The organism is Ferrovibrio sp., assembly GCF_964218355.1.
Classification (GTDB): domain Bacteria; phylum Pseudomonadota; class Alphaproteobacteria; order Ferrovibrionales; family Ferrovibrionaceae; genus Ferrovibrio.
Window position 1 is genome coordinate 226,838 of record NZ_CAXPMC010000026.1, and the last position, 25,745, is coordinate 252,582.

Sequence of the window (25,745 nt, forward strand, 5' to 3'; positions counted from 1 at the left end):
AGCCCATGACCCTTGCTGAGAAGCTGGTCGCCCGCGCGGCCGGCCGCGACTTCGTGCGGCCGGGCGAGGTGGTCACCTGCAAGGTCGATCTCGCGATGATGCACGATTCTGGCGGGCCGCGTCGCGTTGCACCGATGCTGGAACGGCTGCAGGCGAAGATCTGGAACCCGGACCGTGTGGTCGTGATCTCCGATCATTATGTGCCGGCCGTGGACGCCGAGAGTGCCGGCATTCTCGATCTCACCCGCAAATGGGTGAAGGCGGCCGGTATATCCCGGTTTCACGATATGCAGGGCATCTGCCATGTCGTTCTGCCCGAACGCGGCCATCTGAGGCCCGGCATGTTTGTGGTCGGTGGCGACAGCCATTCGCCCACCGGCGGTGCTTTCGGCGCCTACATGTTCGGCGTTGGTGCCACCGAGATGTGTGGTGTTCTGGTCACCGGCGAGATCTGGCTGCGGGTGCCTGAAACCATCCTGCTGCACTGGTCGGGCCGGCTGGGACCGGGGCTGGCCGCCAAGGACATGATCCTCGCCATGTGTGCCCGGCTCGGCATGGATGGCGGCCGGTATCAGGCGATCCAGTATGCCGGCGACACCATCGCCGCCCTGCCGATGCAGGAGCGTATGACGCTCAGCAACATGGCGGCCGAACTGGGCGCGCAGGCCGGCCTTATCGCACCGGATGCAGTCACTGCGGCCTATCTGCGCAGCGTCGGCGTGCCGGATGACACAATCGGCGGCGAAGGCTGGCAGGCCGATCCGGCGGCAGACGTGGCCGAGCGGCATGATTTCGACGCGGCTGCACTCGCGCCCATGGTGGCGGCGCCGCACAGTCCGGCCAACAGCGCACCGGCTACCGAGCATCGCGGCACCCGGATCGATCAGGCCTATATCGGCGCCTGCACCGGCGCCAAGATCAACGACCTGCGCATGGCGGCGGCCGTCCTAAAGGGCCGCAAGGTGGCGGGCGGCACGCGGCTTCTGATCGCGCCGGCCTCGACCCGGACCACGGCCGAGGCTGCTGCCGACGGCACCCTCGCCATCCTGACCGAGGCGGGCGCCATCCTGATGCCGTCGGGCTGCGGCGCCTGTGCCGGTTACGGCGCCGGCGTGCTCGCCGAAGGCGAGACCTGCATCGCGTCGACCGCCCGCAACTTCAGGGGCCGCATGGGTGCCGCCACGTCGAAGGTCTATCTCGGTTCGCCCTATACGGTGGCGGCGGCGGCGGTGGCCGGCGAGATCCGCGATCCACGTGACATGCTGGCCGGGGGCGGTGCGGCATGAGCATGACGCCCTTCACCGGCCGGGTCTGGAAATTCGGCGACAATATCGACACGGACGTCCTGGCGCCGGGCCTCTATATGAAAAGTCCGATGGCCGAGCTGGCCCGCCATTGCCTGGAAGCCGTGGAGCCTCGGTTTGCTCGCGAGGTCCGGCCGGGCGACATCGTCGTCGGCGGTCGCAATTTCGGTATGGGCTCGTCACGCGAGCAGGCCGTGATGGCCCTGCGGGAACTGGGCGTTGCCGCCGTGCTGGCGCCGACCTTCGCCGGCATCTTCTACCGCAATGCCCTCAATCTCGGTCTGCTCGTCCTCGTCTGTCCGGCGGCCCAGGAGATTCCGGCGGGTGCTCAGCTGACCCTGGACCCGGCGATGGCCTCGGCACGGACGGAAACCGGGAAGACGTTTGCCTGCGAGCCGCTGCCGGCCCATCTTCTGCAGATGGTGGCTGAGGGCGGGCTGCTGCCGCATCTCGAAAATAAACTGCGTTCACAACAAGTAAGGGAGGCGCGCAGATGAGTGGGTTGCGCGAGCGCCTGAACCGTAGCGACATCCTCGTCGCTCCGGGCATTTTCGATGGCCTGAGCGGGCTGGTGGCGGCACAGGCCGGGTTCGAGGCGGTATATCTGTCCGGCGCCAGTATCGCCTATACCCGTTTCGGCCGGTCCGATATCGGTCTCGTCTCGATGACGGAAGTGGCCGATACGCTGGGTGCGATCCGCGAGCGGATTGATACGCCGGTGATCGTTGATGCCGATACCGGATTCGGCAATGCGCTCAACGTACAGCGCACGACCCGCCTGTTCGAGCGCAACGGCGCCGCCGCAATCCAGCTTGAGGACCAGGCGAGCCCGAAGCGCTGCGGCCATCTCGACGGAAAATCGCTGGTTCCGGCTGCCGAGATGGTGGGAAAGATTCACGCAGCGCTCGATGCGCGGCATTCGGCCGAAACCCTGATCGTTGCGCGCACGGATGCCATCGCCGTGGAGGGTTTCGACGCCGCGCTGGACCGGGCCACCCAGTATGTGGAAGCCGGCTGCGACGTGCTGTTCGTCGAGGCGCCGCGCAATCGCGACGAAATGCTGGCGGTGACCAGCCGCTTCGGCAACCGTGTGCCGCTGCTTGCCAACATGGTGGAAGGCGGCAAGACGCCGATCCTGTCGGCCGATGAACTGGGGCAGATCGGCTTTCGCATGGCGATATTTCCCGGCGGCCTGACGCGGGCGCTCGCCCGCTGCATGGCCGACTATTTTGCCTCGCTGAAGCAGCATGGAACCACCACACCGTTCCGCGACCGTATGCTGGATTTCACCGCGCTGAACGCCCTGATCGGCACACCGGAGCTGCTGGAACAGGGTCGGGCCTATGATCCAGCCAACTTCGAGAGGTCGGCATGATCGATCCCATCACCCTTGCCGTGCTCAAGGGCCGGCTCGAACAGGTCGCCGACGAGATGGACGCCACCCTGTTCCGCTCGGCCTTCAATCCGATCATCGCCGAAGCCCATGACGCCAGCCACGGCCTCTATCATGCAGCCACCGGCGAAACCCTTGTGCAGGGCAAGTCCGGCCTGCCGATCTTCGTCGGCGCCATGGCCTTTGCGGTCAAGGCGGTAATCGATAAGGCGGCGCGCGATGGCGGCCTGGCCGATGGCGACGTCTATATCTTCAACGATCCCTATGACGGTGGCACGCATCTGAGCGACTTCAAGCTGGTGCGACCGTTTTTCCGTGACGGCGCCGTTTTCTGTTACCTTGCCTCTGTTGGCCACTGGCATGATGTCGGCGGCAATGTGCCAGGCAATTATAATCCGGTCGCCACCGAATGCTTTCAGGAAGGCATGGTGATACCGCCGGTCAAGCTCTATGCCGCTGGCGAGCTGCGCCCGGACGTGATCGCCATCCTGCGGGCGAACAGCCGCTTGCCAGACAGCCTGTACGGTGACCTGAATGGCCAGGTGAATGCACTAGATCTCGGCGCGAAACGCCTGCATGCGCTGCTTGACGAATACGGCGATGCCACGGTGCTCGAGGCCCTGACCGAACTGAAGCAGCGTGCCGCACTGCAGTTCCGCAGCCTGCTGCGCGAACTGCCTGACGGCCGCTACGCCGCCGAGGATTTCCTCGACAATGACGGCATCCGCGACGAACCCCTGCGTATCGGCCTGGAAGTGGTGATTGCCGGCGACAGCCTGACCCTGGATTTCAGCCGCACGTCGGCGGCCTGCGCCGGGCCGCTGAACATCGCCCGCTCGACGGCGGTGGCGGCCTGCTATGTGGCGATCAAGCATATCTTCCCGGACGTACCGGCGAATTCTGGCGTGATGGAGCCGATCCGCTTCGAGATTCCGGAAGGCAGCCTGATCAGCGTGCGGGCGCCGAAGCCGGTCGGCGGCTACACCGAAACCATCCTGCGGCTGATCGATGTGGTCTTCCAGGCCTTCGCGCAGATTGCGCCCGACCGCGTCAATGGCTGCGCCTATGGTACGATCAACGCGCTGTCTCTGGCCGGTCATCGGCGCGACGGTCGCCGCTGGGTGATGTTCAGTTTTTTTGGCGGTGGCCATGGCGGCCATCCGGAGGGCGACGGTCTCAACCACGGCAATGCACCGATCTCCATGGCCACCATCCCCCCGCTGGAAATCCTCGAGGCGGCCTATCCGGTCATGTTCACCCAGTGGGCATTGCGAACCGACAGTGGTGGCGCCGGCCGGCAACGCGGCGGCCTCGGTGCCGTCTACGAAATCGAATTGCTGGAGGAAGAGGCTGACGTGTTCCTGTTCGGCGAACGTGGCAAATATGCTCCGGCCGGAGTGCTCGGCGGCAAGGCGGCGTTGCGCAACCGCTTCCTGTATCCGCGGGCTGGCCAGCTGGTGGAGCCCGTGATGGTGTCCAAGGCCCATGACATCAAGCTGAAGAGAGGCGAGCGCCTGCGGCTGGAGACCCCCGGCGGCGGCGGCTACGGCCCGGCGGCCGAGCGTAGCGACGCACAGATCGCCGAGGATATCCGCCTCGGTTATGTCAGCAGGGAAGGGGCCGTGCGCGACTACGGTCGCACGATCCGGGAGGCGGCGGAATGACCGACCAGACCACCATTCCGCGCTACGCTGTCGGCGTCGACGTCGGCGGTACGTTCACCGACGTCTTTTTCCTCGACGAGGCGCAGGGGAAGATCGACATCGCCAAGGTGCCGTCCACCCGCGGCGACCAGGCCACCGGCTTCATCGAGGGGCTGCGCAGCCGCACCGAGCCAAAGCAGATTGCCACCGTCGTGCACGGTACCACGGTCGGCACTAACGCCCTGCTCGAACGTAAAGGCGCGCGTACCGGCATTATCACCACGCGCGGCTTCCGCGATGTTCTGGAGATGCGCCGTCGCGACCGCCCCTCGACCTGGGGCCTTTGGGGCCGCTTCGTGCCGGTGGTGCCGCGCGACCTGCGATTGGAAGTGACCGAGCGTGTGCTGGCCGATGGCGCAATCCATACCGCCGTCGACACCGACGAAGTCAGGGCCGCCGCCCGCGAGCTTCTGACCCGCGGCGCCGAGGCCGTTGCCATCGTTTTTATCAATGCCTATGCCAACGCCGACAATGAGCGGGCGGCACTCGCTGCGGTGAAGGAAGTCTGGCCGAATGCGTATGTCACGGCTTCGTCCGACATCCTGCCGGAAATCCGCGAGTTCGAACGCACCTCAACGGCGGCGCTGAATGCCTATCTACAGCCGCCGGTGGGCAGTTACCTGCGCAAGCTGGAAGACCGCCTCCAGGGTGACGGATTCGGTGGTCAGCTGCTGATTGTGCAGTCCAATGGCGGCGTCATGAGTGTCGACAGTGCTGCCAGCCGTCCAGTGCGTACGGCCCTGTCCGGCCCGGCGGCCGGGGTCATGGCCTGTCAGCATATTGCGGGCGCGGCCGGGTTCCCGAATGTCATTACCTGTGACATGGGGGGCACCAGCTTCGATGTCTCGCTGATCGCCGATGGCGAACCGGCCATGAGTGCACAGACTTCGATCGATTTCGGCATGGTGGTGCGCGCCCCCATGATCGAGATCACCACCATCGGTGCTGGCGGTGGCTCGATCGCCTGGATCGACCGCGGCGGTATCCTGCAGATCGGACCCGAAAGCGCCGGTTCCAATCCGGGGCCGGTCGCTTACGGCCTCGGCAACGACCGGCCGACGGTGACCGATGCCAATGTGGTGATGGGCCGCATTGATGCCGACCGGCCGATCGGCGGCAAACTGCAGCGGCTGGATGTCGAAGCGGCGAGGGATGCGATCCACCGGCATATCGCCGAGCCGCTTGGCCTCGATGTTATGGCGGCAGCGGAAGCCATCATCCGGGTCGCCAATTCGCGCATGGCCGGCGCGATCCGGCTGGTCTCGATCGAGCGCGGCCACAATCCGCGTGATTTCTCGGCGATGCCTTTCGGCGGCGGTGGCGCCCTGCATGTTGGTGCCCTGATCAAGGAGGTCGGTCTCGCTTCGGCGCTGGTGCCGCGTTTCCCCGGCGTGACCTCGGCGCTTGGTTGCGTGATTGCCGACATGCGACATGATTTCGTGCGCACGGTGAACCGTACGCTCGACGACCTTGACGCGGCGGCGCTGGATGCTGCAATTGCCGAGGCCGCCCAGGCCGGGATTACCCTGCTGGACAAGGCCGAGATCGCTTTCGAGAGCCGCGAGGTCAGCGTCGAACTCGACATGTCCTATCTCGGGCAGACCCATACCGTGGCAGTGCCGCTGTCCGGCGATTTCGCCAACGGCTCTGTACGCCTGAGCCAGACGGCGATCCGTGCGGCCTTCGAGGCGGCTTATGCGGCCACCTTCGGTCGCGTTCTCGAATCGATCGGCATCCGAATCCTGAACCTGCGGGTGGCGGCCATCGGCCGGCGCCGCAAGTTCGACCTTGCCCTGCTGGCGCCGCCGGCCGGCGGCTCGGTCGAGGCGGCGAAACGGACCACGCGGCAGGTCTGGGTCGACGGCGCCTGGCACGAAGCCGGCATCTACCGCCGGCTGGACCTGCCGCTGGGCGCCGTGGTGCCCGGTCCGGCGATCCTTGAGCAACCCGACACGACGATCCTGATCGAGCCGGACCTGGAGGGCGAGGCGGACAGGTTCGGCAACCTGATTGTGCGGCGGAAAGCGGCATGACCGGTGCCACCCTGGACATGCGGCGCACTGCGCTGCTGACCGTCGACCTGCAGAACGATTTCCTGCATGCGGACGGCGCTTATGCCCGCGGCAAGGCCGTCCTGCCGGGCGCGACCGGACTGGTGGCCAATGTAAGGATGGCGGCCGAGGCGGTACGCGCAGCCGGCGGCTGGTTCGTCTCCACCCAGTTTACCCTGGTGCCGGGTCGCGGCGGCGAGCCCCTGATCAGTCCGCATCTGAAACAGTTGCGTCCGTTCCTGCGCAAGGGCGACTTTCAACCTGGCGAGTGGGGCCACAGCCTGATCGATGATCTGGCACCGGCAGATTTCACGGTGGAGAAGGTGGCTTATTCTGCCTTCTACATGAGCCGGCTCGAATTCGTGCTGCGCAAGGTCGGCATCGAAACCCTGCTGATTGCCGGGATCGTGACCAATGGCGGAGTGGCCAGCACGCTGCGCGATGCCCATGTCCGTGATTTCCACACGATCCTGCTGACCGACGGCTGCGCGGCCTTTTCTCAGGCAGCGCATGACTCAAGCATCGCATCGCTCGGCACGGTGAGCCGTGCCATGACCTGCAGCGAGGCGGCATCACTGGTGCGCGCGGCATGAGCCGCGTGCTGCCGGCGGCCGGAGAGGGTTTCCCACTGTCCGTGCCGGTTCTGGTGATCGGCGGCGGCGCCTGCGGCCTGACGGCGGCGCTGGCCGCGCGAGATGCCGGCGTCGAGGTCATGGTGCTGGAGCGTGATCCATCGCCGAGCGGCTCGACGGCCATGTCATCGGGCATGATCCCGGCGGCGGGTACGGCCCTGCAGAAGGCGCGGGGGATCGAAGACAGTCCGGCCATTATGGCCGCCGATATCCAGGCCAAGGCCCATGGAGAGAACGATCCGGCGATGGTTGCGGCCATCGCTGAGGCTTCCGGGCCTGCAGTGGACTGGCTGGTGCAACGCCATCGGGTGCCGCTGATCCTGGTCGAGGGTTTTCTCTATCCGGGACACAGCCGGCCGCGCATGCATGCGCCGGTCTCACGCAGCGGCACCGATCTCGTCGCGGGCCTGTTGGCTGCGACCGCGGCGGCCGGTGCTGATATTGTCGTTGACGCGACGGTGACGACGTTGTTTGCCGATCCGGATGGCCGGGTGCATGGCGTTGAAATTATGCGGCCGGATGGCAGTTCCGAGAAAATTGGCTGCGAAGCACTGGTGCTGGCCTGTTCGGGTTTCGGCGGCAATGCTGAACTGGTACGTCGCCATATTCCGGAAATTGCCGGCGCCCATTATCACGGCCATACCGGAAATCGCGGCGATGCCCTGATCTGGGGGGAGCAGCTTGGCGCGGCGACCCGCCAGCTGGGTGCCTATCAGGGGCATGGTTCGCTGGCGATGCCGCATGCCATCCTGATCTCCTGGGCCCTGATGATGGAAGGCGGCATCCAGGTAAACAGCGGGGGGCGGCGGTTTTCCAGCGAGCATGACGGCTATTCCGAGCAAGCCATGCGGGTGATTGCGCAGCCGGACGGCGTGGCCTGGAACATCTATGACTCTCGCCTGCATGAACTTGGCTTGCAATTCGAGGATTACCGCGAGGCCGTACAGGCCGGTGCCGTGAAATCGGCGGACAGCGTCGGGGCACTTGCCAGATTGTGCCGTCTGCCGGCCGCGGCGCTGGAAGAGACCGTCTCAGAGGTTGTGGCACTTGCCAGCCGCCCGGGGCAGGACCGGTTCGGTCGCGACTTTGGCAGCAGGCCTGCACTGACGGCGCCATTTCATGCGGTTAAGGTGACCGGCGCATTGTTCCATACCCAGGGCGGCCTTGCGGTCGATACCGGTGCACGGGTTCTGCGGGTAAATGGCACCGTGCTGCCGAACCTGTTTGCTGGCGGCGGGGCGGCCTGCGGGATATCCGGCGCCGGCCGTGATGGCTACCTGTCCGGCAATGGTCTGCTGGCGGCTGTGGTGCTGGGAGCGAAGGCGGGGGCCGGCGCAGCGGCGCTGGCGCAGCAGCAGGGAGGCTGACCATGCCGGTGATCCGCGTAACCCTGATCGAAGGGTATGATGAAGCGGTACGCGATCGGCTTCTGGAAGGCTACAGCGCGGTCACCCGGACAGTGCTGGAAGCGGTGCCGGATGGCATCACCGCCGTGATCGAGGAAGTGAGCGCAGGCAATTACCGTCGCGGGAACCAGCGTAAGCGGCCCCAGCCACCGCCGGCTGCGCCGGAGCAGATCGTGCGGGATTTCCTTGCTGCCATGGAGCGGCGCGATCTGGCGGTGGCCGGCGCCATGCTGGCACCGGGCTTTTCCATGGTGTTTCCGGGAGGGGCACGATTTTCACGACTGGAAGATATGGTCGAGTGGTCGAAGCCGCGGTATCGCAGGATTGTCAAATCGTATGACCAGTTTGACACGGTGCCCGGCATGTCCGAAGCCGTCGTTTATTGCAGCGGTATGCTGGCGGGCGAATGGCCGGATGGTCGTCCTTTCAGCGGGATCCGCTTCATTGACCGCTTCATTGTGCGCGGCGGCCAACTGCACGGCCAGGCGGTCTGGAATGACTTGGCGACTTTTCAGGACACCCTTTTAAATCGTTGAATTGCCGGCTGCTGCTGCGGTTCTGTGGCCAGCCGACCAGTATAGCACCCGGCCCCCGGCCGGAGCGGTCGCTTGCGGTCTCGCCCCGCGGTCTGCTATTTCCGGCACGGTATGCCTCTTGCTTGAGCCGGCAGGAGTCGATGTTGATCCTGATCGGAGCCGCTTGTGGCCGGGTTGCGTATCCTTCTGGTTGACGAAAATCCGGAGCGAGCCGGGCTGCTGTCCGATGCGCTGCGAGCCGAAGGCTATGATCCGATTGCCAATCTGGCACCGATCGATCTCAGTGCACGGCGGGTGCAGGAAATCGGGCCAGATGTGATCATTGTCGACATGGAATCGCCCAGTCGCGACATGATCGACAGTATGCGGCAGATCAATGCAGATCAGCCACGCCCGGTCGTCATGTTTGTCGACCAGTCCGATGAGGGCATGATCGAGCAGGCCATGCAGGCCGGCGTTTCGGCCTATGTCATCGACGGCCTGAATGCCAAGCGCGTCAAGCCGGTCCTTGATGTCGCTATCGCACGATTCCGGGAATTCCAGGCACTGCGCGACGAGCTGAAAAAGACCAAGGCAACGCTCGCCGAACGCAAGCTGATCGACCGGGCCAAGGGTCTGCTGATGCGGGAACGCAGTTTGACCGAGGACGAGGCCTATGCGGCCCTTCGCAAGCTGGCGATGGATCGCCAGCAGCGCCTCGTCGACGTCGCCGAGGCCCTGATCGCCTTCGCCGATGTGCTGAAGAAGAAGTAGAAATTTTATTCAGCATTGCCTTGTTCTTGTGCAATGCGGCATCGGATGCCCGGGCCGCAACCTGATCTAGTGATCTAGCCATTTGAAATATATGGCCGGAGGGCTCTGGCATGGTTTCTGCTTGGGAATAGGCCGAACCCACGCTGCAACGGCGCAGTGTGTTTGATCGACGGCCCGGTCCAGCCTCCCCAGGCGAAGTCGTGCGGCGGTCATGGAAACGGACAATGGCGTCCCGCAATGCGGTCTCACCCGAGACCTCCATTGCCGGGCGCTTTTTTTATGGCCGCAACGTCGGCCGGACAGGGACGGAGGGTGAAACATGGGTGCGAAGGCAACAAGGATGGCCGGGGTCGGCCGGCGTCACGTGATCGGCAGGGCCATTGGGTTTGGATTTCTGGCCGCGCTGTGCTTGCAGACCGGCATGGCAAAGGCCGAATTGTTGAAGGTCGAAAAGGATGAGCTGAAATTCGGCTTTATCAAGCTGACCGACATGGCCCCGCTTGCTATCGCCAAGGAGAAGGGCTTTTTCGAGGATGAGGGGCTTTACGTCACGCTGGAGCCACAGGCGAACTGGAAGGTTCTGCTCGATCGTGTGATTACCGGCGAACTCGATGGCGCCCATATGCTGGCCGGCCAGCCGCTGGCAGCAACCATCGGATTCGGTACCAAGGCGCATATCGTGACACCGTTCTCCATGGACCTGAATGGCAACGGCATCACCGTTTCCAATGAAGTCTGGGAGATGATGAAGCCGCACATCCAGAAGGGTCCCGATGGAAAGCCGGTTCATCCGATCAAAGCCAGTGCACTCAAGCCGGTGGTTGACAAATTCAAAGCGGAGGGCCGGCCCTTCAACATGGGCATGGTTTTCCCGGTTTCCACCCATAACTACGAGCTGCGCTACTGGCTGGCTTCGGGCGGTATCCATCCGGGCTTCTACTCGAAGACCGATGTCACCGGTCAGATCAAGGGCGACGCCCTGCTGTCGGTGACGCCGCCTCCGCAGATGCCGGCAACTCTGCAGGCTGGCACCATCCACGGCTATTGCGTCGGCGAACCCTGGAATCAGCAGGCCGTGTTCAAGGGCATCGGCGTGCCGGTCATAACCGACTACGAGATATGGAAGAACAATCCCGAGAAGGTCTTCGGTATCACCGCCGAATTCGCCGAGAAGAACCCGAACACAACCCTGGCCGTGACCAAGGCGCTGATTCGGGCTGCCATGTGGCTGGACGAAAACAACAACGCCAACCGTATGGAAGCCGTGAAGATACTGGCCAAGCCGGAGTATGTCGGCGCCGACGCGGAGGTGATCGCCAATTCCATGACCGGTACCTTCGAGTACGAGAAGGGAGACAAGCGGCCGGTGCCGGACTTCAACGTTTTCTTCCGCTACTTTGCCACCTATCCGTATTACTCGGATGCCGTCTGGTATCTCACCCAGATGCGTCGCTGGGGGCAAATTACCGAGCACAAGTCCGACGACTGGTACGCCGCGGCGGCGAAAAGTGTTTACCGCCCGGATGTCTACCTGAAAGCGGCAAAACTGCTAGTCGATGAAGGCAAGGCCAAGAAGGCGGAGTTCCCGTGGGACAGTGACGGTTATCGCGCGCCGACCGCCGAATTCATCGACGGCGTAACCTATGACGGGCGCAAGCCGAATGCCTACATCGAGAGCCTGACGATCGGCCTCAAAGGCAAGCAGATCGTCGATGGCACCAACGTTACCGGCGGCTGAATCCGGGGGCTGCCGCAATATGCGGCAGCCCGCTTCCGATCGCAGCAATCCCGATGGGGCAGTGGAGCAGAGCATGAGCACGGCAAGCGAATACGCAGGCGTTACGGCAGCAGAAGCCCGGCGTCGACGGCAGGAAAGGCTGTTCAGTCGCATCAACCAGGCGGCGGCCTACCTCAATGTTCTTGGCGTCGGCTGGCTGGTGCCGCTGTTCAAGATTGCTGCAGGAGACAATCCCCGGCATCAGTTGCGCGAACTGCGTCAGGTCCTGCTGATTCCACTGGTCGGCATTGCGTCTTTCCTTGCCCTCTGGGCTTGGCTGGCGCCGCAGGTAAATACCTCGCTGGGGGCCATACCTGGTCCGGCACAGGTATGGGAGCAGACGGTAAACCTGTATAATGACCATGTTGCCGAACGGGAAAAGGAGGCCGCCTTTTACGCCCGGCAGGACGAACGCAACAGGCAGTTTGCCGCCGCAGGCCAGAATGACCGGATCAAGCAGCGCGGCTATACCGGAAAGCCAACCTATTTCGACCAGATTCTCACCAGCCTGAAGACCGTGGCGCTTGGTTTCCTGATCGCAACGCTGGTCGCGGTTCCGGTCGGCATCATGTGCGGCCTGTCGCGTTCGGTGAACGGTGCGGTTAATCCGCTGATCCAGATCTTCAAGCCGGTTTCTCCGCTGGCCTGGTTGCCGATCGTCACCATGATCGTGTCGGCTCTGTACGTCGATCCGATGGATGTTTTCCCGAAATCTCTGGTGATCTCGGCAATTACCGTCACTCTGTGCTCGCTGTGGCCAACGCTGATCAATACCACGCTGGGCGTGATCTCGGTTGACAAGGATCTGATGAATGTGAGTCGGGTGCTGCGGCTTCCGACCTGGAAGACGGTCAGTCGTCTGGTGCTCCCATCGGCGCTGCCACTGATCTTTACCGGCCTCCGGCTGTCACTTGGCGTGGGTTGGATGGTGTTGATCGCTGCTGAGATGCTGGCCCAGAATCCGGGGCTCGGCAAGTTCGTCTGGGATGAATTCCAGAATGGGTCCTCTTCGTCTCTGGCCCGCATCATTGTTGCGGTTCTGACCATCGGCATCATCGGCTTCCTGCTTGATCGACTGATGTATGCACTGCAGGCCGCCTTCACTTATTCGACATCGCGCTGAGCGGGGGCGAATCATGACGTTTCTTGAGTTGAAGAATGTCAGCAAGGGCTATGGCGAAGGCGCCGTACGCAGTGAGGTGCTGAGTGATATCAGCCTGTCGGTAAAGGAAGGTGAATTTATCGCCATCGTCGGGTTTTCCGGTTCTGGCAAGACAACCCTCATGTCGCTGCTCGCCGGCCTGATCAGACCTGATGCCGGCGAAATCCTGGTCAGGGGCAGGCCGGTGACGGAGCCCGGGCCGGATCGCGGCCTTGTGTTCCAGAGTTATTCGCTGATGCCGTGGCTGACTGTACAGGGCAATGTTGCCCTGGCTGTGGATGCGGTTTATCCGAAAATGAGCAAGGTCGAGCGCACTGCATGCACCCGCCGCTATATCGACATGGTGGGTCTGGGGCATGCCATTGACCGCCGGCCGGCCGAACTGTCCGGCGGCATGCGCCAGCGGGTTTCTGTGGCCCGCGCTCTTGCCATGAACCCGGATATCCTGCTGCTCGACGAACCGCTCTCGGCGCTCGATGCCCTGACCAGGGCCAAGCTGCAGGACGAGATCGAGGCGATCTGGGAGCAGGACCGCAAGACCGTGGTGCTGATCACCAATGACGTGGACGAGGCGATCCTGCTGGCCGACCGTATCATTCCGTTAACGCCCGGCCCCAATGCCAGGCTGGGCCGCGAGTTCCGTGTCGATATCCCGCGTCCGCGCGACCGCACGGCGGTGAACAGCGATCCGCACTTCAAGGCGCTGCGGCATGAAGTCACGGGTTATCTGATGGATATGGCTGCCGAGCGTGAGGCAGCCAGCGATGATGGCCGCACACTGCCTGCGATCAGTCCTGTTGTTTTCGAATCAAGGCCGCCGAGGGCATATCGTGCGGCCGCCGCTTCTGGAATCCAGGACCGCTATGTCGATTTCTCGCAGGTCAGCAAAGTTTACCCGACTCCAAAGGGGCCGCTGACCGTAGTCGAGAATTTCGATCTGAAGCTGCGAAAGGGCGAGTTCATTTCACTGATCGGACATTCCGGCTGCGGCAAGTCGACAGTTCTTTCCATGATTGCCGGCCTCAGTGAGATTTCCGGCGGTGGTATCATTCTAGATGGCAAAGAGGTTTATGGTGCCGGGCCGGAACGAGCCGTGGTTTTCCAGGCGCCATCGCTGATGCCCTGGCTGACGGCGCGCGACAACGTGGCGCTGGGGGTCGATCGCGTTTATCCGAAAGCCAGCGCAGCCGAACGACGCGACATCATCGAGTATTACCTCACCCGGGTCGGTCTGGCCGATGCCATGGACAAACCGGCCGCAGCGATGTCCAACGGTATGCGCCAGCGGGTCGGAATCGCCAGAGCTTTCGCGCTGTCGCCGAAGTTGCTCCTGCTGGATGAACCTTTTGGCATGCTGGACAGCCTGACACGCTGGAGCCTGCAGGAAGTGCTGATGGAGGTCTGGAAGCAGACCCGGGTCACCGCAATCTGCGTTACCCATGATGTCGACGAGGCGATCCTTCTGGCCGACCGCGTGGTCATGATGACCAACGGCCCGAATGCCCGGATCGGCAACATCATGACGGTAGACATTCCGCGTCCGCGGACCCGGAAGGCACTGCTGGAGCATCCGAAATACTACGAGTATCGGTCGGAGTTGCTGGGATTCCTTGAAGAGTATGAAGGCGGTGCCCATGGCCAGGCGGCAAAAGCTGCCAGTGGGACTGCCGTGACCACGGGGAAAGCGGCATGACCAGAGAGAAATCCCCTGGCAAACCTCGCCGTGGAAAGACGGCGGAGACGTGCAATCTGCGGATCGGCTTTATCCCGCTGTCCGACTGTACGCCGCTGATCGTCGCGCTAGAGAAGGGATTCTTTGAGCGCCATGGGCTGGATGTCAGCTTGGTGCGCGAGCCATCCTGGGCCAATTTGCGCGACAAGGTGGCGCTTGGTGCCCTGGATGCCGCGCACATGCTGGCGCCGATGCCACTGGCAGCCACCCTGGGGGCCGGCGGCTGGAAAAAACCCCAGGTTACGGCAATGACACTGGCGCTGAATGGCAATGCCATAACCGTTTCTGCATCGCTGTGGAGCCGGCTGCTTGAGCTGGAGCCGACCTTGGGCAGCAATCGCGGTGAAGCGGCGAATGTCCTGCGCCGTCTGATCAATGCCGATCGCAAGGTGGGGCGGCCGCCATTGACCTTCGCCACCGTGTTCCAGTTCTCGTCGCACCAGCTGCAGTTACGCTACTGGCTGGCGTCTGCCGGGATTGATCCGGAGCGTGACGTCAATCTTGCAATCGTCCCGCCGCCGCAGATGGTCGAGCGCATGGCGGCTGGAGAAGTCGACGGTTTCTGTGTCGGTGAGCCATGGAATTCCCTGGCAGTGCTGGGCGGTGTTGGCCGTATCCTGATTTCCGGCTATGAAATCTGGAATAACCGGATCGAGAAGGTTCTTGGCGTCAATCGCGACTGGTCCGACCAGAATCCGGTTACGCACCGCAACCTGGTGATGGCGCTGATCGAGGCTGCGGCCTGGCTTGATCGACCGGAGAACCGGCTGGAAGGCGTCGCGCTGATGGCGCGGCCGGAATATATCGGCAGTGCGGCGGCTGCGGCGCTGCGCCCCGGTATGCTTGGTGCCATCCGCTACAGCATGGATGCCGGCCCGGAAGCATTGCCCGACTTCCACGTCTTCAGTCGTTACAGTGCAAATTTTCCCTGGCGCAGCCAGGCGGAATGGTATCTCAGCGAGATGCGGCGCTGGCAACTGATCGACAGCGATACCGATATCGGTGCCGTGGCTGATGCTGTTTACCGTACGGATATTTACCGCGAGGCCGCGGCTGCGCTGGATCATCCTTTCCCACTGATAGACCGTAAGCCGGAAGGTTTGCATGCCGGGCCCTGGCTGCTGGGCCAGGCCAGCGCACCGATCCCCATGGGTGCCGATCTGTTTTGCGATGGCAGCTATGTGTCTTCCGCCCGTGTCATGGCACCGGCCGCGAGACCGGCTGCCGGGGATGACACGGGTAAGCTGGCTGGCCGACGCCCCAGTGCCAACCAATAACGAGGAGGCTGTGATGACCGAACGACTGCTGATCGTCGGGAATGGCATGGCGCCGGGTCGGATGCTGGAGCATCTGCTGGAAGTTGCGCCGGATCGCTATAGCATCACCATTTTCAATGCCGAGCCGCGGGTAAATTACGACCGCATCATGCTGTCCCCGGTCCTGTCCGGCGAGAAGAGCTACGAGCAGATCGTCATTCATGGCGACGGCTGGTATATCGATCATGGCATCACCCTGCACAAGGGTACCCGGGTCACCGGCATCGACCGGGTGGCCAGGACCATCACCACCGATAACGGCCTGGTGGAAAAATACGACAGGCTGGTGATTGCCACCGGCTCGGTGCCGTTCATCATCCCGGTGCCCGGTCACAATCTGCCCGGCGTGCTCAGCTATCGCGATCTTGACGACGTCGACGCCATGATCCTCGCCGCCAAAGGCCGCGGTAATGCTGTGGTGATTGGCGGCGGCCTGCTTGGCCTGGAAGCCGCCGCCGGCCTTGCCGAGCAGGGTATGGAAGTCACCGTCGTACATCTGATGCCGACGCTGATGGAGCGTCAGCTCGATGCCGCAGCCGGTTATCTGCTCAAGAAGGCCATCGAAGACCGCGGCATCAAGGTGCTGACCGGTGCCAACACCAAGGCCATCGTCGGAAACGGCAGGGTCGAGGGCGTGCAACTGGAAGACGGCACCGTCATCCCGGCTTCGCTGGTGGTGATGGCGGTCGGTATCCGGCCGAATGCGCAGCTGGCGAAGGAGGCCGGCCTCACGGTCAACCGCGGCATCGTGGTCGATGACCAGATGCGCACCTCCGACCCGGATATCTTCTCGCTGGGCGAATGCGTGGAGCATCGTGGCGCAACCTATGGCCTGGTGGCGCCACTGTATGAGATGGCCGGTGTTCTGGCGCGGACACTCGCCGACGAACCCGCGGCCTATAACGGCTCGGTGACCGCGACGAAACTAAAAGTGACAGGCATAAACCTGTTTTCAGCGGGTGATTTTGCCGAGGCCAAGGATCGCGAAGAGATCGTGCTGCGCGATGCGACGCGGGGTGTCTACAAACGGCTGGTGCTGAAGGACAACAGGGTCATCGGCACCGTGCTCTACGGTGATGTGGAGGACGGCGCCTGGTTCTTCCAGCTTCTGCGCGACAATGCCGATATCGCGGATATGCGCGAGACTCTGATTTTCGGCCAGGGCTATGCGGGAGGTGCCCCGCTGGACCCTATGGCGGCCGTTGCAGCCTTGCCGGATGAGGCAGAGATCTGCGGCTGCAACGGCGTGTGCAAAAGCAAGATCACTGGCGCAATCACGGCGAAGGGCCTGACGACCCTGGAAGAAGTGCGGGCCGTCACCAAGGCTTCGGCCTCCTGCGGCTCCTGCACGGGCCTGGTCGAGAAACTGATCGGACTGACGCTGGGCGATTCTTACGCGCCGAAAGCGAACAAGGCGGCCTGCGGCTGTACAGATCTCGGGCATGACGATATCCGTCGCCTGATCGTGGCCAAGGAGCTGAAGTCGATTCCGGCGGTGATGCAGGAGCTGGAATGGAAGACTTCGTGCGGATGCAGCAAATGCCGGCCGGCGCTGAATTACTATCTGCTGGCGACCTGGCCGGGCGAGTATGCCGACGACAACCAGTCGCGTTTCATCAACGAGCGCGTGCATGCCAATATCCAGAAGGATGGTACCTATTCGGTGGTGCCGCGCATGTGGGGCGGAGTCACGACCGCCGCCGAACTGCGCGCGATTGCCGATGTGGCCGATAAGTTCAATATCCCCACCGTGAAAGTGACCGGCGGCCAGCGTATCGACCTGCTGGGCGTGAAGAAGGAAGACCTGCCCGGCGTCTGGGCCGACCTCAATGCCGCCGGTATGGTCTCCGGGCATGCCTATGCCAAGGGCCTGCGCACCGTGAAGACCTGCGTCGGCACGGAGTGGTGCCGCTTCGGCACGCAGGATTCGACCGGCCTGGGCATCAAGCTGGAAAAATTCACCTGGGGAAGCTGGACGCCGCACAAGGTGAAGCTTGGCGTTTCCGGCTGCCCGCGCAACTGCGCCGAAGCCACGATCAAGGATATCGGAATCGTCTGCATCGATTCCGGCTACGAATTCCATATCGCCGGCGCCGCGGGCATGGAGGTGAAAGCCACCATCCTGCTGTGCAAGCTGGAGACCGAGGAAGAAGTTCTGGAATATACCGGTGCGCTGATGCAGCTCTATCGCGAGCAGGCCCATTACCTCGACCGCATCCATAAATGGCTGCATCGCGTCGGTCTCGACAGCGTGAAAAAGCAGATCGTTGAGGATGCCGAACGTCGGCGCACGCTGTATGGCCGGTTCGTCCACGCCCAGAAATTTGCGCAGATCGATCCCTGGGCCGAGCGTGTGCAGGGCGCTTTCGCGCATGAATTCAGGCCGCTGGCCGATCTGCGTCTGGCCAATGCGGCAGAGTGACGGGTGTAAGGCAGGGGTGGAATGAAAATGGATGACGACTGGCTGGATATTGGCTTGCTGGAAGACATCCCGAGGCGAGGCGCCCGGGTGGTGAAGACGGCGCGCGGCGATATCGCCATTTTCCGCACCGTGGACGATCAGGTCTTCGCACTGGACGATAAATGTCCGCACAAGGGCGGACCGCTGTCGCAGGGTATTGTGCAGGGCGAGTTCGTGACCTGCCCCCTGCATAACTGGATGATCAGCCTGAAAACCGGCGAAGCACAGGGCGCCGACCAGGGCTGCACGCGCAGCATAGCCATAAGGCAGCAGGATGGCCGTATCCTGCTGTCATGGCCCGGGCTCGCGGTCCGGGCTGCCTGACGGGCGGGCCATGGCGGAAACACGCACGACCTGCCCCTATTGTGGCGTTGGCTGCGGGATCGTGGCGCGGCAGGAGGCGGATGGCAGTGTTGCCGTAGCCGGTGATCCGGATCATCCGGCCAATCGTGGGCGCCTGTGTTCCAAGGGTTCGGCCCTGGCCGAAACCCTGGCGCTGGATGATCGGCTGCTGCATCCGCTGGTCAATGGCCGGCGGGTCGCCTGGGATACCGCCCTGGACCTCGTGGCGGATCGCTTCCGCGAAACGGTGCGACGTCACGGGCCCGACGCCGTGGCATTCTACGTGTCCGGACAGCTGCTGACCGAGGATTATTATGTCGCCAACAAGCTGATGAAGGGGTTCATTGGCGCAGCCAATATCGATACCAATTCCCGGCTCTGCATGGCTTCCTCGGTGGCCGGCCATCGCCGCGCCTTCGGCAGCGACACCGTGCCCGGGCTGTATGAAGACCTCGAGCTGGCCGACCTGGTCGTCCTGACGGGCTCCAATCTCGCCTGGTGCCATCCCGTGCTGTTCCAGCGGCTGATGGCCGCCCGCGAGGCGCGCCCGGAGATGAAGCTCGTCGTCATTGATCCACGGCGGACCATGACGGCCCGGGCGGCCGACCTGCATCTGGCACTGAAGCCGGGCAGTGATGTGGCCCTGTTCAACGGGCTGCTGGCCTATCTGGCGGCGGCAGGTGCGGGCGACACGGCGTTCATCCAGCACCACACCACCGGAATTCAGGAGGCCGTGGTTGCGGCGGGTGCCGACGATACCGAGGCCACGTCCATCGCGACAGGCCTACCCGTGGTGCAGCTGCGCAGGTTCTACGACCTGTTCTGCCGGACCGGAAAGACGGTGACCGTCTACTCCCAGGGCGTGAACCAGTCGAGTGCCGGCACCGACAAGGTCAACAGCATCATCAACTGCCATCTCTTTACAGGCCGGATCGGCCGGCCCGGCATGGGGCCGTTCTCTGTGACCGGGCAGCCCAATGCGATGGGGGGGCGCGAGGTCGGCGGACTGGCCAACCAGCTGGCTTGCCATATGGAGATCGAAAATCCGGAACACCGGCGCATCGTGCAGGATTTCTGGCAGTCGCCGGTTATGGCGCAGCGCCCCGGCCTGAAGGCGGTTGACCTGTTCGCCGCGGTGCGGGCCGGCCGGATCAAGGCCCTGTGGATCGCCGGCACCAATCCGGTCGACAGCCTGCCTGATGCCGATGGTGTGCGGGCGGCATTGTCGGCCTGTCCTTTCGTGGTGGTCTCGGATGTGGCCCGCCACACGGATACCACGGCCTGCGCCCATGTGCTGCTGCCGGCGGCGGCCTGGGGCGAAAAGGACGGGACGGTGACCAATTCCGAGCGGCGGATATCGCGCCAGCGCGCCTTCCTGCCACGCCCCGGCGATGCACGCCCAGACTGGTGGATCTTTGCCGAGGTGGGACGCCGCATGGGCTGGGCGCAGGCCTTTGCCTATGATGGCCCGGCGGCGATCTTTGCCGAATATGCGGCCCTGTCCGGGATCAGCAATGACGGCCGCCGGGATTTCGACATCTCCCGCCATGCTGGCATGGATGCCGCAGCCTATGACGGACTGGCACCATTCCAGTGGCCGTCGCCTGCCGGTGCCGCATCAGGTGGCGAGACCCGGTTCTTTGCCGATGGCGGCTTCTTTACCGCAGATCGCCGGGCACGGTTCGTGCCGACGGCGTACCGGCCGCCGGCCGAGGCCGTGACGGCCGAAGATTATCCGCTGGTCCTGAATACCGGGCGGGTGCGCGACCAGTGGCATACTATGACCCGCACCGCCAAGACGCCGCGGCTGATGAGCCATATCGGCGAGCCGTTCATCGAACTGCACCCGGATGATGCGGTGGCCTGCGGGATCGGGCCGGCCGGCCTTGCTATTGTCGAAAGCCGGTATGGTCGTGCCATTGTGCGCGCATTGGTGACGGATGCCCAGCGGCCGGGCTGCGTGTTCGTGCCGATGCACTGGACGGACCGCTATGCCGCCCGGGCGCGGATCGATGCGGTGGTCAATCCCCATGCGGATCCGGTTTCCGGCCAGCCGGAACTGAAGCATACGCCGGTCCGGGTCCGGCCGTTCGGCGCAGCCTGGTATGGCTTCGCCGTCCTGACGGCGCGGCCAGCGGAGATCGGCGCCGGCTACTGGGCGATTGCGCCGGTGGCCGGTGGCTGGCGACTGGAACTGGCCGATACCGAAACGCCGGCCAGCTGGGAGGCCTTCATCGGCGAGCTTTGCGGCCTGCCGGCTGAATCCGGCCACGAGGTGCTTGCCTATCATGATGCGGCGGCCAGCCGGCACCGGTTTGCGGTATTCCGTGATGGCCGTCTGGTCGCCGCCCTGTTCGTGTCGCCGGATCCGGTGGAGGCGGCGCGCGGCTGGCTGAGCGAGCAGATCGGCCAGGCCTTTGCTGATCCGCAGGAACGGCTGCGGCTGCTGGCCGGTCGCGCCGGCGCCGGGCGGGCAGATCGCGGCGCCATTATCTGCAGCTGTTTTTCGGTGGGGCTCAACCAGATCGTGGCGGCGGTCACGCAGGGTGGCTGCCTCACCGTGGATGAGGTCGGCGGCCTGCTGCAGGCCGGCACCAATTGCGGATCCTGTCGCAGCGAGATCGGGAAGGTGATCGATGGTGTCCGTGTCCAGAATGCCAGCTGAAGCCCAGGCACCGCGCATCCGGCCGCTGAGCCGCCTGCCGGTCTTCCTCGACCTGTCGGATCAGGCGGTGCTGGTTGCCGGCGGCAGCGATGCCGCGGCCTGGAAAGCCGAGTTGCTGGCGGCAGCGGGCGCACGGGTGCTGGTCTGCGCCCCGGCTCCGGGCGACGCCATGGCCGGGCTTGTGGCGCAGGTTCCGGCGATCCGGATCATTCCGCGCGACTGGCAGTCCGGGGATTTTTCCGGTTGCCGGCTGGCGGTCGCCGATTGTGCCACCGAGGAAGAGGCGGCGCGGTTTCATGGCGCCGCCCGCGCAGCCGGCATCCCGGCAGCGGTGATCGACAGGCCGGCTTTCAGCGATATGCAGTTCGGGTCCATCGTCAACCGCTCGCCGGTGGTGATCGGCATCTCCACCAGCGGTGCCGCGCCCGTTCTGGCCCAGGCGATCCGCCGCCGCATCGAGACCCTGCTGCCTGAGGGCCTGGCCGGCTGGGCCGCTGCAGCTCGCCGGCTGCGACATCGGCTTGCCGGCCTGCTGCCCGATGCAGCGGCCAGGCGTGCAGTCTGGGAACGCATGGCCGAGGCAGCGTTTTCCGGTGTTGCCGGCGGCGAGGCGGAGCTGCTGGCGCTGGCCGGCGCCGGCATATCCGCGCAGCCGGCTTGCGGCCATGTCACGCTGGTCGGTGCCGGACCCGGTGCCGGTGACCTGCTGACCCTGCGGGCGATGCGCGCGCTGCAGGCGGCCGACGTGATCCTGTTCGATGATCTGGTTTCCGACGAGGTGCTGGAGCTGGCACGCCGCGAGGCGAAACGCATGGTGGTCGGCAAGCGCGGCCGGCGCGCCAGCTGCCGGCAGGAGGAGATCAATGCCCTGATGGTGCGGCTGGCGCGGCAGGGCAGGCGCGTGGTGCGGCTGAAGGCCGGCGATCCGATGATTTTCGGCCGTGCCGGCGAGGAGATTGCCTGCCTCGAAGCGGCCGGCATCCCGGTCGATGTGGTGCCCGGGATCACCGCGGGCATCGCGGCTGCGGCACAGCTTGGCGTGTCGCTGACCCATCGCGACCATGCCCATTCGGTACGCTTCGTCACCGGCCATGCCCGCGACGGACAACTGCCGCAGGACCTCGACTGGCGCGGCCTGGCCGACCCGGAAACCACGGCCATCTTCTATATGGGTGGTCGCACCGCACCGGACATCGCCGGGCGGCTGATGGCGGAGGGGCTGGCGGATACCACACCGGTGGTGGCGATGGCAGCGGTATCGCGCCGCGACGAGCAGCGCTGGTGCGGCAGTCTGGGCGATCTGGCCCGGCAGTCGCCTTTCCGGGATGGCGCAGCGCCGGTTCTGCTCGGCATCGGCCGGTGCTTTTCTGCGGTGAAACAGCAGGCGGACAACAGGGCGGACCGACAGCGCCGCAGCGCCTGAGCGGGGGCGGCTGGCACCGAACCTGCATATGCAGCGGCAGGGGCCGGCGCCAGGCCGGTACAGACGCACGGGTTCACCATGGTGCTCTACACACCACCGGCGCCGGCCAGACAGGTGCCGGTCATCGATATTTCTTCCAGCTTCGGCACAGATGGCGGCGACAATACCGATGCGGCCTGCAGGGCCGTGGCCTGGGAGATTCACAAGGCCTGCCGCGACACGGGCTTTTTCTACGTGGCCGGCCATGACGTCGATCCTGCCCTGATCGCCGGCCAGTTCGACTGGGCGCGCCGGTTTTTTGCCCTGCCGCTGCCTGCAAAAATGGCATTGCACATGAACAATTCGCGCAGCTTCGCGGGCTATGAGCCGATGGCGGGGCAGACGCTGGATGCGGATTCACCGCCGGACCTGAAGGAGGGCTATTACTACACGGCGGATCTGCCCGACGACGATCCCTATGTGGTGGCCGGAATCCGCGGCTATGGCGGCAACCAGTGGCCCGCGGCAGCAGCGGATTTCGACGCATCCGGTTTTCGCCGCCAGATGCAGGCCTACTACGCGGCATTGCGCGATCTGGGCGACCGCCTGCTGCGGCTGCTGGCCCGCTCGCTGGACCTCGCGCCCGGTTTTTTCGTGCCGATGTACCGCCGCCCGGAGGCGGTGATGCGGCTGCTGCATTACCCGCCGCATCCGGCAACGGCGCAGGGCAACCAGCTCGGAGCCGGTGCCCATACCGACTGGGGCGGCCTGACCCTGCTGGCGCAGGATGCGGCCGGCGGGCTGGAGGTGATGAACACCGCCGGTGAATGGATCACGGCGCCGCCGGTGGCCGGTACCTTCGTTGTCAATCTCGGCGACCTGATCCAGCGCTGGACCAACGACCGCTACCGGTCGAACATGCATCGTGTGCTGAACCGGCGCGCGGATGGCCGCGCCGGCGACCGCTATTCGGTGCCGTTCTTCTATACGCCCGACCACCATGCCCGGATCGAGTGCCTGCCCGGCTGCAGCGGTCCGGATGCGCCGCCGCGCTATGCCGCCTGTACGGCCGGCGAGCATATGATGGACATGTTCAACCGGTCCTACGGGCGCAAGGCGGGCTGAAGATGACGGCAGTGCGGCTGGCCTATATCAACCTGTTTTCCCGCGACATTGTCGCGCAGGCCGCGTTCTATTCGGCGCTGTTCGGCTTTGAGGAAAAGGTGGCGCACCGCTCGCCGATCTACCGCTGCCTCGATGCCGGCGGCGTCGAGCTCGGGTTCAATGCGGAACCGGCCTATGACCTGCTCGGGCTGGCGGCGCACCGGCCGGCGTCGGCGCCGCTGCCGCTGGGCTGCTATTTCACCGCCGAACTCGGCAGCGAGGCGGATGTGACGGCCGCGGCGGATCGCTGCCGGCGGCTGGGCGGTGCGATCCTGAAACCGCCATATCACACGTATTACAATGCATGGCAGGCGGTTCTGGCCGATCCCGAGGGTAATGTCTTCCGGGTCAACCACCGCATCGGCACCCGCACTCCCTTCGCCGACCTGTCGCCGGAACAGCGTCCGCTCTAGCCGCAGGGTCACAGGATTGTCGCGGGCTTGTCCCGGCCAGGACGCGGCAGGGCGACGGCAGACTCCCCATATCAGACGGGCCGCCGCTAGGGCGGTCGTCTGAGACAGCCACGGAGTACAGCCATGACACGCGCATATCTCATTGCCTCCGCGCTTTCGCTCGCGCTCGCCGCACCGGGTCTTGCCGCGGCACAGGACAAGGCACCGCCGGCCGCCGTTCCGGGTGGTATCGGCATGCCGGACCGCATGCCGGATTCCGGCCCGGCAGTGGCCGGGCCGGTGCTTCCCAGCGGACAGCTGATCGGCGCCGATGTGGTCAACACGGCCAATGAGCGGATCGGCTCCGTCGACCAGGTGCTGGTCACGAAACGCGGCGATATCCGCAGCGTTGTCGTTTCGGTCGGCGGGTTTCTCGGTGTCGGCGACCGCAAGGTCGTGATGCCCTGGCAGGATCTGGACTTCAGCCACAGCGGCCGCCAGGTGGTGGCGGTTGCCATGGCCACCCGGGAGCAGCTGAAGGCAATGCCCGAATACCGGCCGCCGGAGGAAAGGCAGCGCGAGCGGGTGGCGCCGCCGGTGGAATCGCCGGCGGAATGACCGCCGCTGTCCTTTCCGAAGGCCCCGGCCGGTACTAACCGGTCGGGGCTTTTCCTGACGTCAGCAGCTTTCGTTGCTGAACAGGGAGACGGGCTGCCGGGCGCCGTAATTGGTGGTCAGCGAGGTCATCGCGCCGTTGCGGCCATAGCCGGTGCCAAGCTGACTCTGCTTGGTGGCGCCGCGGATGATTGCATCCAGCAGCATCTTGTTGGCATCGCGGGCAACGCGGATCACCATCTCGTTCTTTTTGCCGACGGCCTTCATGTCGGCCAGCAGGGCCTCGAAAGCCTTGCGCTCGCCCTCGGGCGTTTCGAGCAGGCTGTCCGGATGCTGCTTCAGCACTTGCTGCTTCTCACGCAGCAGGCCGGCAATCACCTGCTTGCGTTCGGTCAGCCGGTCGAAACCGTCATAGACGTGGCGGTCGAGCAGACTGATCTCCTCCAGCATGAGGTCGCGCATCTGTGCGACCAGATCGCTCAGCTCCGCAACGGTCGGGGGAACGGCACCGGCGCCGTGATTGTCAATCATCCGCTGGCCGCCAACGGCATGCCGCGAGGGGCGCTGGGGCTGCGGAGCGGGACGGGATGGCATGTTCATCGGGCGGCCTCCTGCATTTTCAGCATCTGGGAATAGACCATGTCGGCAATGCCGATGCCGTGGCCCTTGGTTGCGATTTCGCGGCCATACTGATCGTTCAGGAACGAACGCCAGGTGGTTTCCGCCTGACCGCCGCCGAAGGGGCCGTCGGTCTTGATGCCCGACGACATGAAGCCCAGCATCTGCGAGGTGAAGAAGGCTTCGAAATCCTGGGCAGCCTTGCGGGCCTTGTCTTCGTTCATGCCGGCGCGGTCGAGACGGTTGCGCTGGGCTTTCGCCTGTTCGATGGCGAAGCTGTTGATGGCGGGGGAGGCGAGAAGCGTGGCGTCGGTCATGGCG

22 protein-coding genes are annotated in these 25,745 nt (G+C 64.5%); 20 read left to right on the forward strand and 2 right to left on the reverse strand.

The window, feature by feature from the left end:
• Positions 1-5 precede the first annotated feature (5 nt).
• The 20 genes from ACEQZY_RS19095 to ACEQZY_RS19190 all read left to right on the forward strand — a co-directional run bounded on the left by ACEQZY_RS19095 (position 6) and on the right by ACEQZY_RS19190 (position 24,809).
• Positions 6-1,286 (forward strand): 3-isopropylmalate dehydratase large subunit, encoded by a 1,281-nt coding sequence (locus ACEQZY_RS19095; protein WP_370156517.1) that lies wholly within the window; start codon positions 6-8, stop codon positions 1,284-1,286.
• The gene (locus ACEQZY_RS19100; protein ID WP_370156519.1) at positions 1,283-1,801 is read left to right on the forward strand and encodes a 3-isopropylmalate dehydratase; all 519 of its coding nucleotides are present in this window, start codon (positions 1,283-1,285) and stop codon (positions 1,799-1,801) included. The genes ACEQZY_RS19095 and ACEQZY_RS19100 overlap by 4 nt, the downstream gene beginning before the upstream one ends.
• Positions 1,798-2,679 (forward strand): isocitrate lyase/phosphoenolpyruvate mutase family protein, encoded by an 882-nt coding sequence (locus tag ACEQZY_RS19105; protein WP_341701888.1) that lies wholly within the window; start codon positions 1,798-1,800, stop codon positions 2,677-2,679. The genes ACEQZY_RS19100 and ACEQZY_RS19105 overlap by 4 nt, the downstream gene beginning before the upstream one ends.
• Positions 2,676-4,361, forward strand: coding sequence for a hydantoinase B/oxoprolinase family protein (locus ACEQZY_RS19110; protein ID WP_341701889.1), 1,686 nt, complete (start codon positions 2,676-2,678; stop codon positions 4,359-4,361). Before ACEQZY_RS19105 ends, ACEQZY_RS19110 begins: the two co-directional genes overlap by 4 nt.
• On the forward strand, positions 4,358-6,433 hold the full coding sequence (locus tag ACEQZY_RS19115) for a hydantoinase/oxoprolinase family protein (RefSeq protein ID WP_370156521.1): 2,076 nt from the start codon (positions 4,358-4,360) through the stop codon (positions 6,431-6,433). The genes ACEQZY_RS19110 and ACEQZY_RS19115 overlap by 4 nt, the downstream gene beginning before the upstream one ends.
• Entirely contained in the window at positions 6,430-7,044 is a 615-nt protein-coding gene (locus ACEQZY_RS19120; RefSeq protein ID WP_341701891.1) for a cysteine hydrolase, read from the forward strand. The genes ACEQZY_RS19115 and ACEQZY_RS19120 overlap by 4 nt, the downstream gene beginning before the upstream one ends.
• Complete coding sequence (locus ACEQZY_RS19125; protein ID WP_370156524.1) at positions 7,041-8,450, forward strand: FAD-dependent oxidoreductase; 1,410 nt, start codon at positions 7,041-7,043, stop codon at positions 8,448-8,450. The genes ACEQZY_RS19120 and ACEQZY_RS19125 overlap by 4 nt, the downstream gene beginning before the upstream one ends.
• Positions 8,451-8,452: 2 nt before the next feature.
• Positions 8,453-9,025, forward strand: a complete 573-nt coding sequence (locus ACEQZY_RS19130; protein ID WP_370156526.1) for a DUF4440 domain-containing protein — start codon at positions 8,453-8,455, stop codon at positions 9,023-9,025.
• A 165-nt stretch (positions 9,026-9,190) separates the two neighbouring features.
• Positions 9,191-9,778: an ANTAR domain-containing protein gene (locus tag ACEQZY_RS19135; protein ID WP_341701894.1), complete on the forward strand. Its 588-nt coding sequence runs from the start codon at positions 9,191-9,193 to the stop codon at positions 9,776-9,778.
• A 319-nt stretch (positions 9,779-10,097) separates the two neighbouring features.
• Positions 10,098-11,516 carry a CmpA/NrtA family ABC transporter substrate-binding protein gene (locus ACEQZY_RS19140; protein WP_341701895.1) on the forward strand — a complete coding sequence of 473 codons (1,419 nt, stop codon included), beginning with the start codon at positions 10,098-10,100 and terminating at the stop codon, positions 11,514-11,516.
• 73 nt (positions 11,517-11,589) lie between these two features.
• Positions 11,590-12,678 (forward strand): ABC transporter permease, encoded by a 1,089-nt coding sequence (locus ACEQZY_RS19145; RefSeq protein ID WP_341701896.1) that lies wholly within the window; start codon positions 11,590-11,592, stop codon positions 12,676-12,678.
• Positions 12,638-14,410, forward strand: a complete 1,773-nt coding sequence (locus tag ACEQZY_RS19150) for an ABC transporter ATP-binding protein (protein WP_370156529.1) — start codon at positions 12,638-12,640, stop codon at positions 14,408-14,410. Before ACEQZY_RS19145 ends, ACEQZY_RS19150 begins: the two co-directional genes overlap by 41 nt.
• Positions 14,407-15,726 carry a CmpA/NrtA family ABC transporter substrate-binding protein gene (locus ACEQZY_RS19155; RefSeq protein WP_370156531.1) on the forward strand — a complete coding sequence of 440 codons (1,320 nt, stop codon included), beginning with the start codon at positions 14,407-14,409 and terminating at the stop codon, positions 15,724-15,726. The genes ACEQZY_RS19150 and ACEQZY_RS19155 overlap by 4 nt, the downstream gene beginning before the upstream one ends.
• 13 nt (positions 15,727-15,739) lie before the next feature.
• Entirely contained in the window at positions 15,740-18,187 is a 2,448-nt protein-coding gene (gene nirB / locus ACEQZY_RS19160) for a nitrite reductase large subunit NirB (RefSeq protein ID WP_341701899.1), read from the forward strand.
• Positions 18,188-18,208: 21 nt separating this feature from the next.
• On the forward strand, positions 18,209-18,550 hold the full coding sequence (gene nirD / locus ACEQZY_RS19165) for a nitrite reductase small subunit NirD (RefSeq protein ID WP_370156533.1): 342 nt from the start codon (positions 18,209-18,211) through the stop codon (positions 18,548-18,550).
• Positions 18,551-18,560: 10 nt separating this feature from the next.
• The gene (locus ACEQZY_RS19170; RefSeq protein WP_370156535.1) at positions 18,561-21,233 is read left to right on the forward strand and encodes a molybdopterin-dependent oxidoreductase; all 2,673 of its coding nucleotides are present in this window, start codon (positions 18,561-18,563) and stop codon (positions 21,231-21,233) included.
• On the forward strand, positions 21,223-22,656 hold the full coding sequence (gene cysG / locus ACEQZY_RS19175; RefSeq protein WP_341701901.1) for a siroheme synthase CysG: 1,434 nt from the start codon (positions 21,223-21,225) through the stop codon (positions 22,654-22,656). The genes ACEQZY_RS19170 and cysG overlap by 11 nt, the downstream gene beginning before the upstream one ends.
• 78 nt (positions 22,657-22,734) lie before the next feature.
• Complete coding sequence (locus ACEQZY_RS19180; RefSeq protein ID WP_370156537.1) at positions 22,735-23,760, forward strand: isopenicillin N synthase family dioxygenase; 1,026 nt, start codon at positions 22,735-22,737, stop codon at positions 23,758-23,760.
• A gap of 2 nt (positions 23,761-23,762) precedes the next feature.
• Positions 23,763-24,212 (forward strand): VOC family protein, encoded by a 450-nt coding sequence (locus ACEQZY_RS19185; RefSeq protein ID WP_341701903.1) that lies wholly within the window; start codon positions 23,763-23,765, stop codon positions 24,210-24,212.
• 123 nt (positions 24,213-24,335) lie between these two features.
• On the forward strand, positions 24,336-24,809 hold the full coding sequence (locus ACEQZY_RS19190; RefSeq protein WP_341701904.1) for a PRC-barrel domain-containing protein: 474 nt from the start codon (positions 24,336-24,338) through the stop codon (positions 24,807-24,809).
• A 60-nt stretch (positions 24,810-24,869) separates the two neighbouring features.
• Here ACEQZY_RS19190 and ACEQZY_RS19195 read toward each other — a convergent pair whose 3' ends face one another.
• Positions 24,870-25,406, reverse strand: a complete 537-nt coding sequence (locus tag ACEQZY_RS19195) for a hypothetical protein (protein WP_341701905.1) — start codon at positions 25,404-25,406, stop codon at positions 24,870-24,872.
• A complete protein-coding gene (locus ACEQZY_RS19200) occupies positions 25,403-25,741 on the reverse strand; it encodes a rod-binding protein (RefSeq protein ID WP_341701906.1) in 339 nt (112 codons plus the stop codon). Before ACEQZY_RS19200 ends, ACEQZY_RS19195 begins: the two co-directional genes overlap by 4 nt.
• Between the last annotated feature and the right edge of the window lie 4 nt (positions 25,742-25,745).

Excerpts from the sequence above, each read along its gene's own strand:
- ACEQZY_RS19095 (WP_370156517.1), top strand. The coding sequence starts at position 6 with ATGACCCTTGCTGAGAAGCTGGTCGCCCGCGCGGCCGGCCGCGACTTC.
- ACEQZY_RS19100 (WP_370156519.1), top strand. The coding sequence starts at position 1,283 with ATGAGCATGACGCCCTTCACCGGCCGGGTCTGGAAATTCGGCGACAAT.
- ACEQZY_RS19105 (WP_341701888.1), top strand. The coding sequence starts at position 1,798 with ATGAGTGGGTTGCGCGAGCGCCTGAACCGTAGCGACATCCTCGTCGCT.
- ACEQZY_RS19110 (WP_341701889.1), top strand. The coding sequence starts at position 2,676 with ATGATCGATCCCATCACCCTTGCCGTGCTCAAGGGCCGGCTCGAACAG.
- ACEQZY_RS19115 (WP_370156521.1), top strand. The coding sequence starts at position 4,358 with ATGACCGACCAGACCACCATTCCGCGCTACGCTGTCGGCGTCGACGTC.
- ACEQZY_RS19120 (WP_341701891.1), top strand. The coding sequence starts at position 6,430 with ATGACCGGTGCCACCCTGGACATGCGGCGCACTGCGCTGCTGACCGTC.
- ACEQZY_RS19125 (WP_370156524.1), top strand. The coding sequence starts at position 7,041 with ATGAGCCGCGTGCTGCCGGCGGCCGGAGAGGGTTTCCCACTGTCCGTG.
- ACEQZY_RS19130 (WP_370156526.1), top strand. The coding sequence starts at position 8,453 with ATGCCGGTGATCCGCGTAACCCTGATCGAAGGGTATGATGAAGCGGTA.
- ACEQZY_RS19140 (WP_341701895.1), top strand. The coding sequence starts at position 10,098 with ATGGGTGCGAAGGCAACAAGGATGGCCGGGGTCGGCCGGCGTCACGTG.
- ACEQZY_RS19145 (WP_341701896.1), top strand. The coding sequence starts at position 11,590 with ATGAGCACGGCAAGCGAATACGCAGGCGTTACGGCAGCAGAAGCCCGG.
- ACEQZY_RS19150 (WP_370156529.1), top strand. The coding sequence starts at position 12,638 with ATGCACTGCAGGCCGCCTTCACTTATTCGACATCGCGCTGAGCGGGGG.
- ACEQZY_RS19155 (WP_370156531.1), top strand. The coding sequence starts at position 14,407 with ATGACCAGAGAGAAATCCCCTGGCAAACCTCGCCGTGGAAAGACGGCG.
- nirB (WP_341701899.1), top strand. The coding sequence starts at position 15,740 with ATGACCGAACGACTGCTGATCGTCGGGAATGGCATGGCGCCGGGTCGG.
- nirD (WP_370156533.1), top strand. The coding sequence starts at position 18,209 with ATGAAAATGGATGACGACTGGCTGGATATTGGCTTGCTGGAAGACATC.
- ACEQZY_RS19170 (WP_370156535.1), top strand. The coding sequence starts at position 18,561 with ATGGCGGAAACACGCACGACCTGCCCCTATTGTGGCGTTGGCTGCGGG.
- cysG (WP_341701901.1), top strand. The coding sequence starts at position 21,223 with ATGCCAGCTGAAGCCCAGGCACCGCGCATCCGGCCGCTGAGCCGCCTG.
- ACEQZY_RS19180 (WP_370156537.1), top strand. The coding sequence starts at position 22,735 with ATGGTGCTCTACACACCACCGGCGCCGGCCAGACAGGTGCCGGTCATC.
- ACEQZY_RS19185 (WP_341701903.1), top strand. The coding sequence starts at position 23,763 with ATGACGGCAGTGCGGCTGGCCTATATCAACCTGTTTTCCCGCGACATT.
- ACEQZY_RS19190 (WP_341701904.1), top strand. The coding sequence starts at position 24,336 with ATGACACGCGCATATCTCATTGCCTCCGCGCTTTCGCTCGCGCTCGCC.
- ACEQZY_RS19195 (WP_341701905.1), bottom strand. The coding sequence starts at position 25,406 with ATGAACATGCCATCCCGTCCCGCTCCGCAGCCCCAGCGCCCCTCGCGG.
- ACEQZY_RS19200 (WP_341701906.1), bottom strand. The coding sequence starts at position 25,741 with ATGACCGACGCCACGCTTCTCGCCTCCCCCGCCATCAACAGCTTCGCC.